Annotated in this window: 17 protein-coding genes; 8 read left to right on the plus strand and 9 right to left on the minus strand. The window is 44.6% G+C overall.

Going from position 1 to position 20172, the window contains the following annotated elements:
* Nucleotides 1–12 precede the first annotated feature (12 nt).
* From QUF19_RS08750 to QUF19_RS08760, 3 genes are all read left to right on the plus strand, one after another.
* Nucleotides 13–393: a RidA family protein gene (locus QUF19_RS08750; protein ID WP_286290956.1), complete on the plus strand. Its 381-nt coding sequence runs from the start codon at nt 13–15 to the stop codon at nt 391–393.
* A gap of 40 nt (nt 394–433) precedes the next feature.
* The gene (locus QUF19_RS08755) at nt 434–1708 is read left to right on the plus strand and encodes an L-cysteine desulfidase family protein (protein ID WP_286290957.1); all 1275 of its coding nucleotides are present in this window, start codon (nt 434–436) and stop codon (nt 1706–1708) included.
* Nucleotides 1709–1783: 75 nt separating this feature from the next.
* The gene (locus tag QUF19_RS08760; protein ID WP_017112055.1) at nt 1784–2431 is read left to right on the plus strand and encodes a helix-turn-helix transcriptional regulator; all 648 of its coding nucleotides are present in this window, start codon (nt 1784–1786) and stop codon (nt 2429–2431) included.
* Nucleotides 2432–2452: 21 nt separating this feature from the next.
* Here QUF19_RS08760 and QUF19_RS08765 read toward each other — a convergent pair whose 3' ends face one another.
* Nucleotides 2453–3256 (minus strand): sterol desaturase family protein, encoded by an 804-nt coding sequence (locus tag QUF19_RS08765; protein WP_286290967.1) that lies wholly within the window; start codon nt 3254–3256, stop codon nt 2453–2455.
* Nucleotides 3257–3328: 72 nt separating this feature from the next.
* Between QUF19_RS08765 and QUF19_RS08770 the strand changes: the two genes are divergently transcribed.
* Together QUF19_RS08770 and nagK are read left to right on the plus strand one after the other, a co-directional pair.
* Nucleotides 3329–4075 (plus strand): tRNA-uridine aminocarboxypropyltransferase, encoded by a 747-nt coding sequence (locus QUF19_RS08770; protein ID WP_286290968.1) that lies wholly within the window; start codon nt 3329–3331, stop codon nt 4073–4075.
* Nucleotides 4076–4238: 163 nt separating this feature from the next.
* Nucleotides 4239–5147, plus strand: coding sequence for an N-acetylglucosamine kinase (gene nagK / locus QUF19_RS08775; RefSeq protein WP_017112058.1), 909 nt, complete (start codon nt 4239–4241; stop codon nt 5145–5147).
* A 175-nt stretch (nt 5148–5322) separates the two neighbouring features.
* Here the strand turns inward: nagK and QUF19_RS08780 are convergent, their stop codons facing one another.
* The 6 genes from QUF19_RS08780 to QUF19_RS08805 all read right to left on the minus strand — a co-directional run bounded on the left by QUF19_RS08780 (nt 5323) and on the right by QUF19_RS08805 (nt 10658).
* Nucleotides 5323–5589 (minus strand): DUF2960 family protein, encoded by a 267-nt coding sequence (locus QUF19_RS08780; protein WP_004733780.1) that lies wholly within the window; start codon nt 5587–5589, stop codon nt 5323–5325.
* A 306-nt stretch (nt 5590–5895) separates the two neighbouring features.
* A complete protein-coding gene (locus QUF19_RS08785; RefSeq protein ID WP_286291130.1) occupies nt 5896–7713 on the minus strand; it encodes a bifunctional molybdopterin-guanine dinucleotide biosynthesis adaptor protein MobB/molybdopterin molybdotransferase MoeA in 1818 nt (605 codons plus the stop codon).
* The gene (gene mobA / locus QUF19_RS08790) at nt 7713–8297 is read right to left on the minus strand and encodes a molybdenum cofactor guanylyltransferase MobA (RefSeq protein ID WP_017112061.1); all 585 of its coding nucleotides are present in this window, start codon (nt 8295–8297) and stop codon (nt 7713–7715) included. The genes QUF19_RS08785 and mobA overlap by 1 nt, the downstream gene beginning before the upstream one ends.
* Nucleotides 8275–8994, minus strand: a complete 720-nt coding sequence (locus tag QUF19_RS08795) for an energy-coupling factor ABC transporter ATP-binding protein (protein ID WP_009846743.1) — start codon at nt 8992–8994, stop codon at nt 8275–8277. The genes mobA and QUF19_RS08795 overlap by 23 nt, the downstream gene beginning before the upstream one ends.
* A 10-nt stretch (nt 8995–9004) precedes the next feature.
* Nucleotides 9005–9703, minus strand: coding sequence for an ABC transporter permease (locus QUF19_RS08800; protein WP_286291208.1), 699 nt, complete (start codon nt 9701–9703; stop codon nt 9005–9007).
* A 148-nt stretch (nt 9704–9851) separates the two neighbouring features.
* Nucleotides 9852–10658 (minus strand): ABC transporter substrate-binding protein, encoded by an 807-nt coding sequence (locus tag QUF19_RS08805; RefSeq protein WP_286291211.1) that lies wholly within the window; start codon nt 10656–10658, stop codon nt 9852–9854.
* Between the two features lie 303 nt (nt 10659–10961).
* Between QUF19_RS08805 and QUF19_RS08810 the strand changes: the two genes are divergently transcribed.
* The 3 genes from QUF19_RS08810 to QUF19_RS08820 all read left to right on the plus strand — a co-directional run bounded on the left by QUF19_RS08810 (nt 10962) and on the right by QUF19_RS08820 (nt 16335).
* A complete protein-coding gene (locus tag QUF19_RS08810; protein WP_102437139.1) occupies nt 10962–12425 on the plus strand; it encodes a sigma-54-dependent transcriptional regulator in 1464 nt (487 codons plus the stop codon).
* Nucleotides 12415–14442: a sensor histidine kinase gene (locus QUF19_RS08815; RefSeq protein ID WP_286291219.1), complete on the plus strand. Its 2028-nt coding sequence runs from the start codon at nt 12415–12417 to the stop codon at nt 14440–14442. The genes QUF19_RS08810 and QUF19_RS08815 overlap by 11 nt, the downstream gene beginning before the upstream one ends.
* A gap of 273 nt (nt 14443–14715) precedes the next feature.
* On the plus strand, nt 14716–16335 hold the full coding sequence (locus QUF19_RS08820) for a methyl-accepting chemotaxis protein (RefSeq protein WP_286291222.1): 1620 nt from the start codon (nt 14716–14718) through the stop codon (nt 16333–16335).
* 166 nt (nt 16336–16501) lie between these two features.
* Here the strand turns inward: QUF19_RS08820 and QUF19_RS08825 are convergent, their stop codons facing one another.
* Entirely contained in the window at nt 16502–17389 is an 888-nt protein-coding gene (locus QUF19_RS08825) for a mechanosensitive ion channel family protein (RefSeq protein WP_286291224.1), read from the minus strand.
* 1 nt (nt 17390) lies between these two features.
* A complete protein-coding gene (locus QUF19_RS08830; RefSeq protein ID WP_286291226.1) occupies nt 17391–19736 on the minus strand; it encodes an ATP-binding protein in 2346 nt (781 codons plus the stop codon).
* Nucleotides 19737–20172: the final 436 nt, after the last annotated feature.

Consider the following 20172-nt stretch of genomic DNA (forward strand, 5'->3'; position numbering starts at 1 on the left):
ACAGGATTAAACATGAAAGAAATCATTACAGCAGATAAAGCACCAGAAGCTATTGGACCTTACTCACACGGCAACGCGATGGGTAACCTAGTTTTTACATCAGGCCAATTGCCTGTATGCAAAAAAAAGGGCGGCGTAGTGGAAGGCGGTGTTAGCGAACAATCCCGTCAGTCGTTGCTTAACCTTCAATATGTTTTACAAGCGGCAGGCAGTGACCTGGACGCAGTACTCAAAACAACATGCTACTTATCAGACATTAACGATTTTGCTGCGTTCAACGAGGTCTATAAAGAGTTCTTTGAAACGGATTGTCCTGCTCGTAGCTGCTTTGCAGTGAAGGATCTTCCTCTCGGCGTGAAAATCGAAATTGAAGCAATTGCTGGTCGTAAGTAGCTGGTCGTAAATAATTGAAGAATAGTGTGAGGTCCTTACTATGAAACAACAATGGCAACAGTATAAAGAGATTTTAAATACCGTCGTTAAACCCGCTCTTGGCTGCACAGAACCCATCTCCGCAGCTTACGCTTGTTCAGTCGCGGCCAAGATGCTTGTGGGTACACCGGATAAAGTTCGAGTGTATGTATCGGATAATTTATACAAAAACTCTATGGGCGTGTTTGTTCCGGGAACAGGAAAAATCGGCTTACCCATTGCTGCAGCTGTTGGTGCAATTGGTGGGGACCCACACGCTGGTTTAGAAGTTCTAGCGAAGATCACCGCACAAGATGTCGATAAAGCTCAGGCACTCATTGATGCAGGACAGGTGAGCGCACATCGCAAAGACGTCGATGAATTCATCTATTGTTATACTGAAGTTGAATCTGAAGGACAAATCGCGACGGTTGAAATCAGTGGTGGTCATACTCAGATCATCACCAAGACCTTAAATGGTACGGTTCTATTCAGTCAAGATTGCGACCAAACAGTATCTACAGGATCGATTTGTGAAGGGATAGATATTGATATTGGCAGTATCTATAACTATGCCACGAGCGCAGACTTCGAAGATATTCAGTTTATTTTGGAAGCCTCTGAACTTAACGGCAAGCTATCGCAAGAAGGTCTTGACCACGCGTATGGGCTCGAGGTTGGTCGTACCATGGAACAAGGTATCCAACTGGGTTTAATGAGCGAAGATCTTGTGAACAGCATCGTTATGCAAACCGCAGCGGCATCTGACGCTCGTATGGGCGGTGCGACACTGCCAGCGATGAGTAACTTTGGTAGTGGCAATCAAGGTATTGCTGCAACAATACCGGTTGTTGTGATTGCCAAGCACTTTAAATCGTCTCAAGAGCAATTAGCACGCGCACTGATCATGAGCCATCTTGGTGCCATTTACATCAAGTCGTACTATCCGCCGCTTTCTGCTTTTTGTGGTAACACAGTTACGAGTGCAGCTGCTGCGATGGCGATGGTGTATCTTGCTAAAGGTTCATTTGAGCAGGGTTGTTACTCAATTCAGAACGTACTAAGTGATTGTTCTGGAATGGTTTGTGATGGCGCGAAATCGACCTGTGCGATGAAGGTGAAAACCTCAACCAGTGCAGCGGTAAATGGCTTCTTAATGGCGATGCGCTGTAACGAAGCTCACAACCAAGGCATTGTTGCTGATGATGTCGAGACCAGTATCCGCAATATTGGAAAATTGGTTACCGCTGGTATGAGTGTTACAGACTCAACGATTATTGATATAATGTCAGCGTAATCAAACGTTTTAGAATAAAACAAACCGCTTGGTATTTTTACTTAGCGGTTTTTTCGCCAGAAGAGGAAGGACTCAGTGTTTGAATTAGCTCAAAGTGATTATGATATTTTGCACTCAATCGAAAACATCGTTGACGGGATTGCTGCAATGTATGGCGAGCATACGGAAGTGTTATTGCACAGTTTAGATGTTCGCAACCCTTCGATTATCAAAATCGCGAACAGTCATGTCACCGGTCGAGACGTAGGCGCACCGATTACCAACTTAGCGTTAATGAAGCTGACTCAAGGTAAAGACGTGTCGGGTGCTTATATGACAAAATGTCCCGATGGCAAAACCTTACGTTCTATGACGACGATAATTCGAAATCCTCAACAGAAAGCCATCGGTTTGTTATGTATCAACACCAACCTCGATGCACCATTCCAAGAGGTGATGCATTCACTGGTTCCTTGTTTGCTTCCACATCTAGAAAGACCTCAAACAACGCCTGAAACCTTTGCCCGCAGTAATGAAGAGATGATGCACAGCTCAATTGAAACCGTGCGAGAGCAGGTGACGAGCGATCCTGAAATTGCACCATCGAAGAAGAGTCGTGAGATTGTGACACGATTGCATGAAATGGGTATTTTCGATTTGAAAGACAGTGCGCAAATAGCAGCAAAAGGTCTCGATATATCTATCCACACCATCTACCGCTACTTACGTGAGCTAAAAGCGTAACGTTTGGTTCGCGTTTACTGTCTAGTTTTTAGTTTTCTGGTTGTATCTAAATGGCTGGGTGATCAGTTTATCCAGTCGCTGCTCTTTTCCATCGCGTATTTCGGGAACACCAATATTGACCTTGTCGTGACCAAGCTTAGGTTGAGCACGATAGGTTTTGAACCAAATGTCCCACACCGATAAAAAGAAACCAAAGTTCGAATGGGTTTCTTTAACAATGACGGAATGGTGAACTCGGTGCATGTCGGGCGTCACAATCACTTTGCGTAACGGTTTATCCAGCCACAAAGGCAATCGGCCGTTGCTGTGGTTGAACATCGCACTCACATTCAACACCACTTCGAAGATCACCACCGCTAATGCCGGAACGCCGAGTACAAAAATCAACGCGACTTTAATCAACATCGATAAGATCATCTCAATCGGATGAAAGCGTGTCCCCGTTGTTACATCGATATCGAGGTCAGCGTGATGAACTCGGTGTAGTTGCCAAAGCCAAGGAATTCGATGAAAGACCAAGTGCTGTGTATAGATTGCTAAATCCAGCAACACGACACACAAAAACACGGTGATTTCAAAAGGCAATGAGATGGTGTTAAACAGACCCCACTGATTTTGCTCGGCAATGATCGCAGCTTGGAAGGCCGCAACCGGTATTAATGTCGCCATTAAAACACTATTAAGAGCCATCAAAGAGAAGTTATTCCCCCAACGAAACCATTTGCTTTGAGTCAGCGTTTTTCTAGGAGCTCGATATTCCCACAACGCACACATGATGAAAGCGGTGATAAAACAAACAAGGCGTAGTAGTGCTGGGTCTTGCATAAGAATTCCTTCTATCATTATCAAGCCACTGTAAGTACAATCGTGCCACTTTTCTAGTTCTATCTGTCGTTATTGTCCATGAGAATCCACGCTTTCCACCGTTTATACCAACACCGTTTATCCATTGCTACTAAGCCGTTTAATGCACGCGGTTGTAAAGTGGTTCGATGTGAGTATTGCAAAATCAAACAAGACAGCTGTATCTGTGAGCATCAACCAAACATAGATACGAACGTCGCCACCATGTTGATCTTGTCAGATAACGAAATCTTGAAACCAAGTAATACAGGGCGACTCATTGTCGACACGGTTAAGGACAGCTACGCGTACCTTTGGCATCGTACTGAGCCAAATCAAGAGATGTTGGATGTCCTCAAAGATGACAAATACCAACCTGTGATCGTATTCCCTGAAGACTATACCGACGACAAAACACGTGTGGTTCAAGACCTGCCACAAATGCGTGACCCTAATAAAACGTTATTGCTGATTTTCATTGATGGCAGTTGGCGCGAAGCGCGACGTATCTTCCGTCGTTCAGAGTATCTGCAAGATTTACCTGTGTTATCGATTGAACCTGAGTCAGTTTCTCAATACATGATGCGTAAGTCAGACAACGAACAACACCTTTCTACTGCAGAAGTCGCGAGCTTAGTATTAAAGCAAGCGGGTGAAGAGCAGGGCGCTAAGACTTTACAGCTATGGTTTGAAGCATTTCGCGAAAGCTACATGCTAAGTAAGACGCGTTATAAGTCAGATCCAACCAAACCTAGCCTGAACGCTTTCATAGAACACAGTAAAAGTGAGACTTCACTCTAACCTTTAACCGCTTTGTGCTGACTTGTTGTTCAAACAGACTCGATCACGAGATAAGTTTGTTATCTATCACGGTTTGTAGGGGGAGTGTTATGGATAATGCTCCTTAGTTGTTTAATTTAAAAATTTTATTTGCCCGAATTTAGGGAAAAATTGGAGAGATTTCATGTATTACGGCTTCGATGTTGGCGGCACAAAAATTGAGTTTGGTGCATTCAACGAGAAACTTGAGCGAGTAGCAACAGAGCGTGTTCCAACACCAACAGACGATTATCAATTACTGCTTGATACGATTGCTGGCTTGGTTAAAAAATACGATAGCGAATTCTCTTGCGAAGGCAAGATTGGCCTTGGTCTTCCTGGCATGGAGAACGCAGACGACGGCACAATGCTTGTTGTTAACGTACCAGCTTCAACAGGCAAGCCACTTCGTAAAGACTTAGAAGCGCTTATTGGTCGTAGTGTAAAAATCGAGAACGATGCGAACTGTTTTGCACTTTCAGAAGCATGGGATGATGAACTTAAAGATGAACCATCAGTGGCTGGCCTAATTCTAGGTACTGGCTTCGGTGGCGGTTTAGTTTATGAAGGCAAAGTTTTCTCTGGTCGTAACCACGTTGCAGGCGAGCTCGGCCATATGCGTCTTCCTATTGATGCATGGTTCCACCTTGGCGACAACGCACCACTATTAGGTTGTGGTTGTGGTAAGAAAGGTTGTTTAGACAGCTACTTATCAGGTCGCGGCTTCGAATTGATTTACGAGCACTACTTCGGTGAGAAGAAGAAAGCGATTGAAATCATCCAAGCATACAACGAAGGTGAAGCAAAAGCGGCTGAGCACGTAGATCGCTTTATGGAGCTATTGGCTATCTGTTTTGCGAACCTGTTTACGGGTCTTGACCCACATGTTGTTGCACTGGGTGGCGGTCTTTCAAACTTCGAACTTATCTACGAAGAAATGCCAAAGCGCATACCTAAGTACCTATTGTCTGTAGCGAAGTGTCCTAAGATCATCAAAGCGAAACACGGTGATTCAGGCGGCGTTCGTGGTGCTGCATTCCTTAACATTAAGTAATCGCAACTTAACGTTAAGCTAGTTAAAAAACATAAATAAAAATGCCGCAATCTCGAAAGAGGTTGCGGCATTTTTTACTGTTCGGTGTTTTCGTTTCTTTAGCTCTTAACTTCTTAGCTCTCAAGTGCAAACGAAAAGCTAGAAACTACAGATCGAGAAAAAGAAGCCAGAGGGCTTACTTCTTCTTTTTGCCAACACCAAGGTTGTCTTTTTGCTTCAACGTAAGCTTAGTAAAGCCAAGCTTACGGAAATAGTTGTCTTGGTAGTTACGAACCGCTTTAGTATCAGAAATAAACTCAAGCTGTTGCTCAGTTTTTAGATACTCGGTGATGTCGATACCTTCAGCTGCAGCAACAGCTTCTTGGATCGTGCGGTGTTCTTGTTTCGAAAACAGTAACTCTTTGTCTTCGTCTTTGTAAGTGTACAGAATGGTACGAGCCATGATGCTCTCCAATAGAATTATTACTTTGCGCGCACTCTACATAAAAACAGTACGTGGCTCAAGGTTATGATAAAAAATCTTAAGATTATCGTTCTAACGTTTAGCGTAATTTAAGCTATTTGTCTTTTAGGCAAAGAACAGGTTGTCTTTCACGAAACGAAAAGAAAAGAACAAAAAGCCCCTTAACATCGAAAGCTCGATAGAAGGGGCTTCCTCTATGTCTTGGCGAAGATCTTCCAAATCAATTAAAAAGCTTCTAAGTCAATTAAAAAGCAGCTAAGTCAACTTAGGTGTTTGAGCTTTGAATCAAACGCGACCTTGTAGCGGAATGATCGTTACCGTCTCACCAACTTTCACGGTATCAACCGCTGGTGAGATTTCGATTAAGCAGTTCGCTTCGCTCATTGAACGCAGAATACCTGAACCTTGCTTACCGGTTGTTTTCACTTCAAGCACACCAGATTCACTCATTGAGAACACACCGCGACTGAACTCAGTACGACCTTGACGTGAACGCAATTGCTCAGTCGCAACCGCGTTCGCTTTCACTGGTGTCCAGTTAGTTTGACCTTGTAGCTTACGAATCGCAGGCTCAACAAAGTTAATAAACGACACCATCACAGCAACTGGGTTACCCGGTAAACCAAAGAAAGGTTTGTCTTCAATTTTGCCGTAAGCAAGAGGGCGACCCGGACGCATGTTAATACGCCAGAAGTTAATCTCACCCAACTTATCTAATGCGAGTTTGATGTAGTCAGCATCACCGACAGACACACCACCTGAAGTCAGAACCATATCGGTCTCTAAAGACGCAACATGAAGCACATCCATCATCTTTTGTTCGTCATCTTCAATGATGCCGTAGTCAACAATGTCACAACCTAGCTTTTGAAGCATGCCGATGATCGTGAAACGGTTCGAGTCGTAGATAGAGTTCGGCTTCTGCTCACTACCCGGTGCTTGAACTTCATCACCCGTAGAGAACACACCGACTTTTACTTTGCGTAGAACAGGGCAGCTACCAAAACCCAGTGACGCCATCATACCCATTTCTGGTGCTTCGATGCGTGTTCCACGAGTAAAGACAGGTTGGCCGATTTCTAAATCTTCACCCGCCATGCGGACATTTTGTCCAACCGAGATTTTAGCGTCTGGGAAGCTAACTGTGTCGCCTTCTTGAACGGCTTGCTCACGCATCACAACCACATCAACACCTTCAGGCATTGGTGCGCCCGTCATGATCTTAACGGCTTCACCTTGTTGAACTTTTTTATCGTAGCTGTGACCAGCCATGACTTCAGCAACCAGTCGGTAGCTATCCAGTTCTAAATCTTCACTGCGGATTGCGTAGCCATCCATCGCAGAGTTGGTGTTTTGAGGTACATTGATTGGCGAGATGACATCTTCAGCCAGTACGCGACCGTAGCCTTTTTCTAACGCCACTGATTCAGTGAGAACCAGCGCATCAATACTATCAACGATCTTTTGCTGACCTTGCGTAACGCTTAAGCCAGCAGGAGAAAATGAATCACAACACACAACCGGTGTATCGTCTTTTGAAGATGAACACGACGCTGTTTTGCTTGTTGTCGAAGCAGGGTCGAATGATTGAGCATACTCGATGATGAAATCACGAATCGCTTCTAAGTCGCTTATCGCTATTTGTGGCAAGTCTGATTCAACTTGGCTGTCCGCGGCAATCGCAATAATGTTGTCATCGTTTGGATACAACCAAGGCTTACCAACTTCGTCTCTGTGCAGTTCAATTTTTGGGAAGGCGATGTTCTTGCAGCCTTCAACCAGAATCAAGTCCAACGTGTTGGTATCAAAGCGTGTCAGCAGGTAATCAAAGTCTGCTTCGGCTTCTGGCGTTTCTGTCATCATCACGTGACGGTTACGCGAAGCGATCAGCATTTGATTCGCGCCAGCTTTACGTAGGCGGTAGCTGTCTTTACCTGGCTTATCGACATCGAAATCGTGGTGAGCGTGTTTAAGAACACCCACTTTTAAACCCGCGTTAGTCAGTAGAGGCAGCAACGCTTCAAGTACGGTTGTTTTGCCTGTGCCGCTGTAAGCAGCGAAACCCAATAAAGGAAGGTTAGGGCGTTGTTTTGAATCTTTCATTATTGAAGCGTTCCAAATTGGGTGAGTTCTTCAGGCGTATTGAGATTAACAAAGCAGTTAGGCGCGTCGCTAAAGTCTACGTACTCAGTCACACACTCTTTGTATAACAAGATGATCTTGCGGTCGCCACGCTCTAAAAACGCTTCTAACTTTGGAAGAACACGTTTGTGGAACAGGGTGAATACAGGTTGCTTAAATTCGCCATCGTGAGCCACTAAAATATCGCTGTCTTCTTTTACCGCTGCACAAAAACGCTCAACAAGGTCGTCACTGATTTGAGGGCTGTCGCAAGGAACAAAGCCGACCCAATCTGTGGTCGCGTTTTTAAGGCCAGCATGAATGCCACCCAAAGGACCTGGATAATCAGGAAATGAATCGGAAACAACCGGAGCAAATGCTTGGTAACTGTCGAGGTTACGATTCGCATTGATGGTAATGCTGACATCTTGTTGTGACAGCTTGTCGATAACGTACTGAATAAGCGGAGAACCGTTGAGCTCAACGAGTCCTTTATCTTTTCCGCCCATACGGCTGGCTTGTCCGCCAGCCAAAATAACCCAACTAGTTTGCGTTGGAAGCAGCATAAATATTCTCTTGTGCTTTGTTCTTTTTAATAACTTGCAGAAGCGGTGATTCAGTCAAAGTGTTGTCTTTGATCCACCACTGCTTCTTACATAAATCGGTTAACGCGTTAGTTTGGTGACTAGTGATGACCAAACTCGCGCCTCTCTGAAGAAGATCTTCGGCCATAATGACCAATCTTTCAATAGATTCTTTGTCTAAAGAAGCACTTGGTTCGTCCATCAGCAAGATTGAAGGCTTGAGAATCCAAGCTCGTGCCATTGCTACGCGTTGACGCTCACCACCAGACAAAACAGAAATGTGCTCGTCTGCTAGGGTTTCTAAACCTACCATTCTCAACGCATTAATTATTTGAGCTCGCTTATCTTTTTGGCTCTCTTTGTTAAAGCGAATGCCATAAGCGACATTTTGGTACACCGAACCATCAAAAAGGTAAGGGGTTTGGTGTAGATAGATGATGTCTTTAAATTTTAGCCTAGGAAACAGGCTATGTTGCCAGCTTTGTGTCGGAGACTGAATACGGCCAGAGCTCGGCTTGATCAATCCTGACAAGATTTTAAGTAGGGTCGTTTTGCCAACACCGTTATCGCCTTTGAGATAAATAGCATCGTTCGGGCCGATCGACAGTTCTGGGATGTGGAACAAAACACGCTCTTTGTAGCGCATTGAAATTTGCTGCGTTGTTATTTTTATACTCATGACAGCGTTCCTAAGTTCTCAAGTAGCCTTTTCCTCTCACACTGGAAAGGAAAAAGTTAAGGGCTAATGCCAATGCTAATAAAACCATACCAAGTGCCACACCTTGAGCAAATGCGCCTTTGTGACTTTCCATAGCAATAGCCGTTGGGATATTTCGTGTCATTCCCATAATGTTGCCGCCGACCATCATCGAACAACCGACTTCGGTTACGATGCGTGAGAATGCCGCAATGGTCGCTGCTAACAAAGGGAATCGTGTTTCCCAAATCAAAGTACACGCGACTCGAGTGGTTGAGACTCCAAGAGTACGTGCCGTTTCTACTGCTCGGCGATCGCTGGCTTGCAGCGCGCCATGCATCATAGCAACCAGAATAGGGAAACAGATCAGCATCTGACCCAGAATCATCGCCTTCTGGGTGAACAGCAGTTGCCAATCACCAAGTGGGCCAGAACGAGAGAGCATCATGTACATCAACAAGCCAATCACCACGGTCGGTATCGCTTGTAAGGTGTTGATCACCGAAAGCAGCGCCCATTTACCGGGGAATTCGGTGTAAGCCAATAAGAAAGCCATAATGATTGCAGGAACAATCACCAGAGAAATGGCGGACAATGAAACGCTGAAAGATACCGCGACGATTTTCCACAGTTCGTTGTCAAAACTCACCAGTAGGTTCATTGCATCAAGCGTTGTTTGCCATAGGGTCATGAAGTATCTCGTTTAAAGCGACAATAAGTCTTAAAAAGTAATGCTGATATTTGGGTAATAGCTGACACTGGGTTTGTGAAACAGGGTGAGTCAGCTATTGATTCTTTTCGAGTTCACTATTCACCCTGTAAGAATAGTGCAATGACGACTATTCAGCGCTAGCAACAAACAACTGTTTGCCGTGTAGCTTGAAGTCGTTAATCAGTTTTTGCCCTTTAGGGTTAACTAACCAATCACTGAATACTTTCGCTGCTTGGTAATTAATGGTCGGGTAACGCTCTGGGTTTACTAGAATCACTTGGTATGGGTTGAATAGGTTCTTATCACCTTGGAACAATACTTTTAGGTCAAGTTTGTTTTGGTAAGCTAACCAAGTACCACGGTCTGTCATGGTGTAGCCTTGCATTTCAGACGCCATGTTAAGAGTAGGGCCCATGCCTTGGCCAACACTGCGGTAACCGCCGAAGTTTGGTTCCATTTTGGTTTGTGCCCAGATGCCCATCTCTTTTTTGTGAGTACCAGAATCGTCACCACGAGAAACGAACGTCACGTTGTTCTTAGCAATCGCTTTGAACACATCAGCCACTGCTTTTTGAGATTCAATGTGTGCTGGATCAGCTTGTGGGCCTACGATAACAAAGTCGTTATACATCAGTTTACGAGGTAGAACGCCGTAGCCTTGTTCAACGAAATTTGCTTCTGCTTTTGGTGCGTGAGTCATCACCAGATCGACATCGCCGTTCTCACCCATACGAAGTGATTTACCCGTACCTGCCGCAAGAACGTCGACCTTAATACCCGAGTCTTTTTCGAACTCAGGTAATAAGTAGTCTAGTAGGCCAGAGTGATACGTGCTTGTTGTTGTCGCAAGTTTGATATGTGTGGTGTCTTCTGCGCTGCTAGCCGAGTAACTGACGATAGATAGAGCGGCAATAGTTAAGGGAATTGCTTTCATTATTATTATGTCCATTCTGTTATAAATGAATGACACGCCTTCAACTTCAAGGGGCTCAAAGAAGGTCATGTTCATACGATGCTAATTTTTGTAATTAGAAATCATCACCTTATAAGCAATGTTAGTGCCAATAAATCATGCATCAGATCTCATTAAATTGCTGTTATTTCGAACGAAACTGCGCCTTTTGACCTCATAAATTAAAACAAAACATGAGCTAGGACAAAATGTCGCACATTGACCCTGTTGCGTAAAAGGTTAATTGGTACACTCTGTCCCAACTTTCCCTATCGGCTGATCATTATGTCTTTACCTAGTTCAAGCGCCTCTAACCTCAACTCCAACACATTGACTCAATATCAGGCATTTTCTGTCTTGGTGGTCGACGATGAAATTGGTATGCAGGCTATTCTTAAGAAAGCACTAGGTAAGTATTTTGGCAAGGTATCCAGTGCCGGTTCGGTAGAAGAAGCCGAGGTTCTGCGTTGTAACGAACATTTTGATTTGATCGTGCTTGATATCAATCTCCCAGGTCGTTCTGGCATTGAATGGGAAGAAGTATTCAACGACGCCGACAAACGCGCCGATGTTATTTTTATGACGGGTTATGCTGATCTCGAAATGACCATCTCTGCACTCAAACTTGGCGCCTCTGATTTTATTTTGAAGCCTTTCAACTTAGAACAGATGATAAAAGCCGTACTTCGCTGCATGGACAAGCGTCTAGACCAAAGAATGCAATACGCGTTGAAGCGCGATGTTAGCCGTCATATCAAAACCGAATTGATCGGCAACTCCGATAAAACCAAACAGCTTAAACAACTCATCAGTCAATTCGCACCATCAAGAGCATCGGTATTAATTGAAGGTGAGTCAGGGACGGGTAAAGAGTTAGTTGCCCGTGGCGTGCATGAAGCCAGCAAGCGAACAGGGCCATTCGTGCCAATCAACTGTGGAGCGATTGCTCCTGAGCTTTTAGAAAGTGAATTGTTTGGCCACACCTCTGGTGCCTTTACTGGTGCGAAGAAAAACCGAGAAGGCCTCTTTAGAGTCGCAAGTGGCGGCACACTGTTCCTTGATGAGATCGGTGAAATGCCACTACCAATGCAAGCAGCGCTATTACGCGTACTAGAGCAACGCACAATTCGTCCGGTAGGCAGTGAGAAAGAGATCGCTGTCGATGTACGTGTTGTCGCTGCAACCAACCGAAACCTTCAAGAAGAGGTCGACAAAGGACACTTCCGCCGCGATCTGTTCTACCGACTCAATGTACTCAAGATTGATGTCGTGCCATTAAGAGAGCGTCCATCGGATCTAATTGAGCTGGTCCCATATTTCACCCGTTTGTTATCGAGCGAACTGGGTGTGCCTGTTCCTAATTGGGCGCATGAAGATATCTTGGCGATGAACGAATACGAATGGCCAGGAAATATTCGTGAACTTAAAAACTTGGTCGAACGTTGCATCTTATTAGATAAGCCACCAGCTCATTATTGGCGTGAGATTAACGGTGACCCAGCACCCACCAGCATTTCAGTGACGGTGTCACACGGCGCTGAATTGCCTAATTTGGATAACAATGATGCTGTTGAAGGCTACCCGAACACTTGGACGCTCAAAGATGTTGAGAAAGCACATATAGAACAGTTGGTTAGTTTTCATGATGGAAACAAATCAGCGGCGTCTCGAGATCTTGGCGTTGCTCGTAAAACGTTAGAGCGTAAATACAAAGAGTGGAATACAGAAGGCTCTGAATATGCCGATTAGACGTCAATGGTGGTCAAAGTGGGCGTTCCGATTCAGAACCATGGTGCGTTATCGCCTGCTATTTTTAACGTCTGCGCCGATCATCTTAACGTTATGTGCTCTGGTTGCGATCACTTTGTATTGGTCTGTTCATTACACATGGCAGGGCGCATTGATCGATGTTGATGAACGTTTGGATGTTGCAGACAACAGCATTCATCTGATTCAAAACCAACAGGCCTATAACGTTCAAGCCTTTGCTGAGTCTTACAACTTCCGAGTCAAACTCACGAGTGATATTTCGAAAGAAGATCTCACGTATTGGGTTTCTGAAAACAAATCCCGCTATGAACTCGATTTTCTACGCTGGCGTAGCGTCGAGAGCATGGAAAAGAAACTGGAATACCTAAACCTGACCCACAAAGAGTCGTTCTTTAGTGTATTAAGCCAAAACGAACTCAACGAACTAGACCAAAACCTTGCAAGGCAAGCCGAAGTCCCAATGCTCAATAGTCAAAATGTTGAAACTCGGGGCTTAGTTAGCCGGACAGTAGTGTCAATTCGAGACAAGAATGATCACGTGATTGGTTTTCTCGATGGCGGGATCCTACTTAATAACAGCACGCAGTTAGTTGATCAGATCAGCAACCTAATTTATCCGCAACGCGATGGTTTTAATCGACGTATTGGTACGGTCACGGTTTTCCTTGATGACCTTCGTGTGAGTACCAATGTACCACTGAGCAGTGAAGAAAGTGCAGGGCGCGCAATCGGTACTCGTGTTTCACATGAGGTTCACTCAAAAGTCTTGAATGAAGGTAAAGAGTGGTTGGATCGTGCTTACGTTTACGACGCTTGGTACATCACCGCGTATCAACCCATTCATGACCAATTCGATAACGTCATCGGCATGCTTTATACCGGTTATTTGATTTGGCCATTGGTGGAAACGTACTTGACCAACCTTGGTGAAATCAGTATTACGATTGTGTTGTTGTTACTGGCTTCTGGTTTGATCGTTCACCGTGGTGCGCGTGATCTTTTCAATCCTATTGAACGCATTCATAAAGTCGTCAAGCTAGTCCAGATGGGGCAAGACAAGCGAATTGGTACGTTGGGTTTAAACGATCAACACGAACTTACTTTGCTCGCTAAGCAATTCGACAAGATGTTGGATTTGCTACACGAACGTAATCAAGAGATCCAACAAGCCGCTTCAGAACTCGAATGTAAGGTTCATTCTCGAACCGCTAGTTTAAAAGAGAAAACCGAAGAACTCGAACTGCATATCAAGCTGTTGAATCAAGCTCGAGATAAGCTGGTGGTCAATGAAAAGTTAGCCGCATTAGGTGAATTAACCGCGGGCATCGCCCATGAGATTAATAACCCGACGGCAGTGATTCTTGGCAATGTCGAATTGATGAAGTTTGAACTCGGTGATGAAGTGGCTCGTGTAGACGAAGAAGTCCACGCGATCATGGAGCAGATCGACCGAATCCGAAATATCACACGAAGCCTGCTTCAATATAGTCGTCATGGTGGCGTACAAGATGAGATCACTTGGCAACACATCAATCCAATCGTTGATGAGAGTATTACGCTTGTCAAAACGGGGGCGAAGAAGAAAGGCATTGTGTACGTATCCCAACTGCACGCGAAAACGTCTGTCGAAGTGAACCGCAACCAATTACTACAGATTCTGGTTAACCTACAGATGAATGCGATTCACGCAATGGATGGAAAAGGCACATTGACTATTTCAAGTGAAGACTGGGTTGAAAATGGCGTGTCTCATGGGGCGATTGTTCATGTCGAAGATGAAGGCTGTGGTATCAAAGAAGAGCAATTGAAACGTATTTTCTCGCCTTTCTATACCACCAAACGAGACGGTACTGGCTTAGGTTTGTCAGTGTCTCAAAGTATCTTGAGCCAAACGGGCGGTGAGATACGTGTTGAATCTGAAGTGGGTAAAGGGAGCCGCTTTAGTATCTATCTTCAACAAAAGGCGACTCCTCAGTTGTTGGTATCAAATCTATAAGTTCTAAGAACTAATTCACCGATATTATCACCCGATAATATTTCTACAGTGCTTGGGCCGTTACATGAACGTTTCAGCCCAAGCACGAAAATTCCGCACTACTAAACTATCACCCACCAAATCTCAACCTCTGCCTGTTTGACGAGCACCTCCTTTTGGTTATGTAACACAGTGTATATCTTTCGATCTTGATGCATATCATCTGAACTGTACGAAATTTTGATAACTTGGTCGAAAATCCATAATCAAAACAAATAATAAAGTCAGTCAGCTATGAAATTAAGTAACTTATCTATCAAATCAAAACTCGTATCCATCGTCATTTTATCGGTTGTTCTATTGGTAATGGCATCCACTTTTAATCTAATGCAACAGCGCGCTAGCTCCATGGAAGAGCGGCAAGATAAACTCAGTGCTCAAGTCGAAACTGCGGTCAGCCTAGCTCAACACTATTATGACCAACGAAATGTTCTTGGCGAAGAGACAGCAAAGAAACAAGCATTGCAAGCGATTGAAACGCTTCGCTATGACAGCACCAACTATTTTTGGATCTTAAACCAACAACTCAACATCATTAGTCATCCACTTAAGCCAGAGCTCAATGGCAAGAACGCGGGTAACTTAAGAGATGGCGCGGGCAAGTATCACTGGCGTGAAATGGTGACCATTTCTCAAACAGCGCAACAGAAAGGCTTTCTTGATTACCAATGGAAAAGCCCGAATGGAGAGTTGAAAGACAAGATCTCATACGTACAACTGTTCCCTGAATGGAATTGGGTGCTAGGTTCTGGAATATTGGTCGCGGATATTCAAGATGCGTTCTACGCGTTGGCGATTAAAGAAGGGATGGTTGCGGTTGTGTTGTCTGGCCTACTGTTTGCGATGGGCTACGCGATATCCAATAACATCCTTGTGCCTCTCAATAAGCTTATCGATAACACCCATAAAATTGCCGATGGCGATCTTCGTGTACGTATGAACATGACGCGTAAAGATGAACTGGGTGATATGAGCCAACAGATCGACACCATGCTTGATAAGCTGCAAAGCACGCTGCGTACCGCCAATGAATCTGCGGATCTGTCGAGCAACATGGCAAGTCACATTGCACAAGCGAGTGAAGAGGCGGCGACCAGTGTCAATTCGCAGCACGCGCAGCTTGAATTATTGTCTACTGCGATGACAGAAATGAGCGCGACTATTTCAGATGTCGCGGTTAATGCAGAGAACACGGCGGCGAGCACGAATAAAGTCGTCGATCATGCCAATCAAAACGATGAGAACATGCAGGTCACGTCTAAAACCATCTCTCAAGTTTCAGAAAACATCTCTACGGCTAACGAATTGGTAAGAGACTTGCAATCCGGAGTGAGTGAGATAAGCCAAGTAGTCAGCGTGATCCGTGATGTCTCAGAACAAACTAACTTACTGGCCCTTAACGCTGCGATAGAAGCGGCACGTGCGGGTGAACAAGGAAGAGGATTCGCGGTTGTGGCTGATGAAGTTCGTAACCTTGCGAGTCGTACTCAGAACTCAACCAATGAAGTGCAATCGACGATTGAGAAACTCACTCAGCAAGCCGAGCGTACCTTTAAAGCAATGCAAAGCAGTAACGAGAAAGTGGACCACAGTGTCGTGGCCTCGAATGAAACACGCCAACAACTGGATGTGATTGTGAATGAATTACACAACGCCAACGACATGGTGGCTCAAATTGCAGCAGCGTCAGAGCAACAAAGCACGGTAGCGACTGAAATGAGTGAAAGTGTTACTGGGATTCATCTGGCGGCTAACGAAGTACTGCAAGCTTCACAATCGCTAGCAGAAGACAGTCAGAAAATGGCCAATACCACAGAGCACCTTACGGATCAGTTGAAGTACTTTAAGGTTTAATCCCAAGCTAGGTTTTATCGAGCAAGAACTAAGCTAAAACTTCATAAAAAAACACCTCCGCACTTGAGACAAGTTCGGAGGTGTTTTTGTTTGTAGATGACTGGATTGCTAACTCGCTCAACAAAAGAAGCGCGTTAAGAAACAGAAGTGAGTTAAGCCAATCTTGTTAATGTGCCGTCACTGAAATCTTCGGCGGGTTGATGTTGTGTTTCTTAAACTCTTTCATTACTCGAAGGGTAATATCAGTTTCAAACAATTTCTCATACGCCGTATCGACCACATAAGCCTTACAAGTCAATTGTATTGCTAGATAGTTGTCGGTAATGGTTTGTTTAACCAGAACCGTAACAGGCTTTGGCAAGTGGATGTAACGGCTTGAAGAAGCAGCTTCTTGAATCAAGTCACGGGCTAGGGTGATGTCTTCATCCATTCCTACGTAAAACGGAATCACCACCTGCATATCTAATGCGCCATAGTTACCGCTCGTTGTTACTTCATTTAAGAACTTGTTGTTCGGGATAGTGATGATGTCATCATTCAGCGTTCTCATACGCACTGAACGTAAACCGATAGTGATAATGTCGCCGTAGTTACCTTCGAACGTGACGCGGTCACCAACTTGGAAAGGTCTATCGATCATTACGGTGATACCCGCGATGAATGACGCCGCCAAGTCTTTAAGCGCAAAGCCAACGGATACGGCGAGGGTACCACCAATCAGAGCCAGTATTTGGTCGTTAATACGGAAACTCATCATAAACACAATCAGACCCGTGCTCACATAGATGAAGAACTGCATAAACGATTGAAGCTTTTGCAGCAGCATTCGATATTGAACGAATTGGCTACCGAAGCTAGTGACCATCGAATTGATGAACTTGAGCAGCAACCACATTGCGGCAATGACGATAGCGGAGAAGAACACGCCACTCCATCGCACTAAGCTCGCTATCTTCGAGATGTTTTCTACATTGGCCAACTCTTCCGTCGCGAAGGTCGGAAAACTCACAGCAGTCGTTAAACCAACAAATAATAGGACAAATAATTTCTTCATTTTACTTCACCAAGAGATGTTGACGGTCGAGAACGTTCGTAATGTGGCGGAACCAGTGATCGGAAATCTTTGCCTTCTCTTCACTCCAACCGATGTAACCTCGACTTTCGAAGTAACGTAGAATGCCCGTAATCTCCGCAATACTCAGCTGAGTACAGTCAGACAAAACTTCAGGAGAGGCTATCTCGAGCTGAACAATCGAGCGAAGCACGGCCAACATGGGTTTAGGCATGTTCTCTAACTCTTGCGCTTCAGGCACATGGAACAGCCTAACGACAGCTTGGTCGGTGTCTTTATTTCTATTAAGAGATAAACGGAAGAAGCGCAGCGCCACTGTTGGATTACCATCAGAGTAATGCCATAGAATTCGATAGAAGCCTTGGCGAGCTCGTTCTTCTTCTGTCATCTCATCTTGATCCCATTGTTTAGGAACCACCAAACCATCAAACGACAACGGCTTTTCTAACTCGGTATTGATACGGCTTGTCAGTAGCTCACCGATTTGCTTCTCAGTCCAACGAGGTAAGAAACACACGAAATCAAACAATAGACGCTCACCACGAGCTCTATCCACAAATCGCCAGCTTGATTTAGCAATCGACATCACCACGCGGTGATTCTTTTTAGAACGGCGCAGCAAGTTGGTTAAGCGAATCAAATCGGATAGGCCGCCAACCATCGGCTTAACAAGTCGTTGTGCATTGTCGATTGCGATCAAGTAAGTGGTTTCACTTTTACGCAAATGAGCAAGAATCTGAATTTCAGTCGCTTCTTCTTCCAGTCCGATGCTTACAGCCAAATGACAAAGAAACTCTTTGTAACCGGCGTAAGGGCAGCTAACGTAGATTGGCTCAGCGTTGGTAACTTTATGGAGTAACGTATAGAGCAGGGTTGTAGAACCCACACCACGTTCACCAGATACAATACAAATCGCGGGGCTGTCAGACATCAGATAGCGATTGAGTTGTTTCACTTCATCGCCCGCGTAGTCAATCAACGTACTATCAATAGAACCTGGTAGAACGTATTCAAACGTTTGGTCGCCTTTGATTCTCACCAGATTCTGTTGGTTTTTATCAAGGTCGGACTGTTTCGCAACTTCAATTCTGAACAGGTAAGCCAACGCTTGGCTAAATAGGGTATAACCGGATAGCAACGCCATGATTCGATGTTGGAAGGTGTACACCGTTAGCCACACAACACCAATTGCGGTTGCCAGAATATTGAGAATAAAGGTGTCTTGACGATTCACCGCCCAATTGACCCACACAGGGCGATCGGAAATATGATGCAACGCGTCAAACACCTTCGCACGCCATAGCCTCAATACTGAGATAGTCACAAGAACAAACCAGAAGAACAGCGCACTGTAGATCCAGCTGTAAATCGTGCCTTTACCTAGCGTACGGATTGAAATCTGAAGAATCACACCCGCAACGATAAAACTCCATACATAACGACGAATCGTTGAAAGTCGCAGCGCAATGACTTCTTGGTTTGAAGTTCGGCTAATACGGAACGCGAATTCCAGAATAAAGCTAATAGCTATCGAGCCACCAAGAATCCACCACGTAAAGATCTCTAGGAAAATCAGGTGCTGTAAGCTCGGTATGCTTGAGAGAATACGCAATGAAATAGTAATCGCGATTAACCACGCTATGGCGCGATGGGCACGGCTCACGTACCAAATCAAACGCACTAAGAAGGGAGGGTTCTGCTTAGCTTCCAAGAAATTAACTCGGAACAATTCAATCAGGCGCGTACTGTTTGATAGCCACCACACTAAAGCGAAGTAAATAAACAGCACTTTCAAAGAGGCCCAAATAACAGGCACTGGCGAAATGAAGATATCAGTGATCAGCGCTTTGAAGCTACGAGTTTGGAAATACACCAAATATTCAACGTTGAGCTTAGTCAGTCGCCACTCTTGCTTAAACTGCGTGACACCATAAGGGCCAAAACCCGTTAAGCGCTCTTTGTTCGCGGTGGTAGTCTGCTCAAGTAAATGCTGCTTACTCACATTTAAACTGTTTAACGTTACGTAGCTCGATTCAACGTCAAACCACAAATCCGCATCACTTTTCTTTCGATAATCCAGAAGCTGTTGATCAAAGGTTGCGATTTGTTGGTTTTGAACACGAAGTACTTCAGCCAATAAAACATTGACCTTACGTTTGTCTGCCGCCTCCATAAACAAAGGGTCGGGGAGTGCATTAATGCGTTGATCCAGATCTTGGGCAATGTCAGACACCTGAGGACGTGACTGCAAGTCATATTCCAAGTTGGCATGACTAGGCCAAGAGAGCATGGCTAAAATGAACAATAAGAAGCGCGATAGTGAACGCATAAAAGTCTCTTAGAATTATGAGGTTAGGATTACTATAGTTAGATAATGGTGCTTTGTGAAATCTAACCCTTTTTCGGGGGCGAGTACTTTATTCCTGTTTCTTTCGTCTTTGTCATGAAATTGTCAGGGTTTGGGCTAGTATTTGAGCATCAGCCAGTACCGTAAACAAATAGGCTGAAAGTAGGTTAGGTTATAACGATGCGCCGTGCGATATATTCAATTGTCGGTAGAATTTAAGCCGTTATATAAGCCCCATTATCGGCGGTTGTTCGATATTTTGTATTTTACGGACTGTGGCGTTTTTATGAACACAAAGAGAAAATCAAAAGTGTGAGTCAGCTCAAATTATGATTTGGCTAGGTTATCACTCACTTAATGGCCTGTAATTGCAATCAATACTTGAAGTTAAAGCCCCGAAGAAGTACCGTTGCGGCGT

It is taken from the genome of Vibrio sp. FE10, from assembly GCF_030297155.1.
Classification (GTDB): domain Bacteria; phylum Pseudomonadota; class Gammaproteobacteria; order Enterobacterales; family Vibrionaceae; genus Vibrio; species Vibrio apostichopi.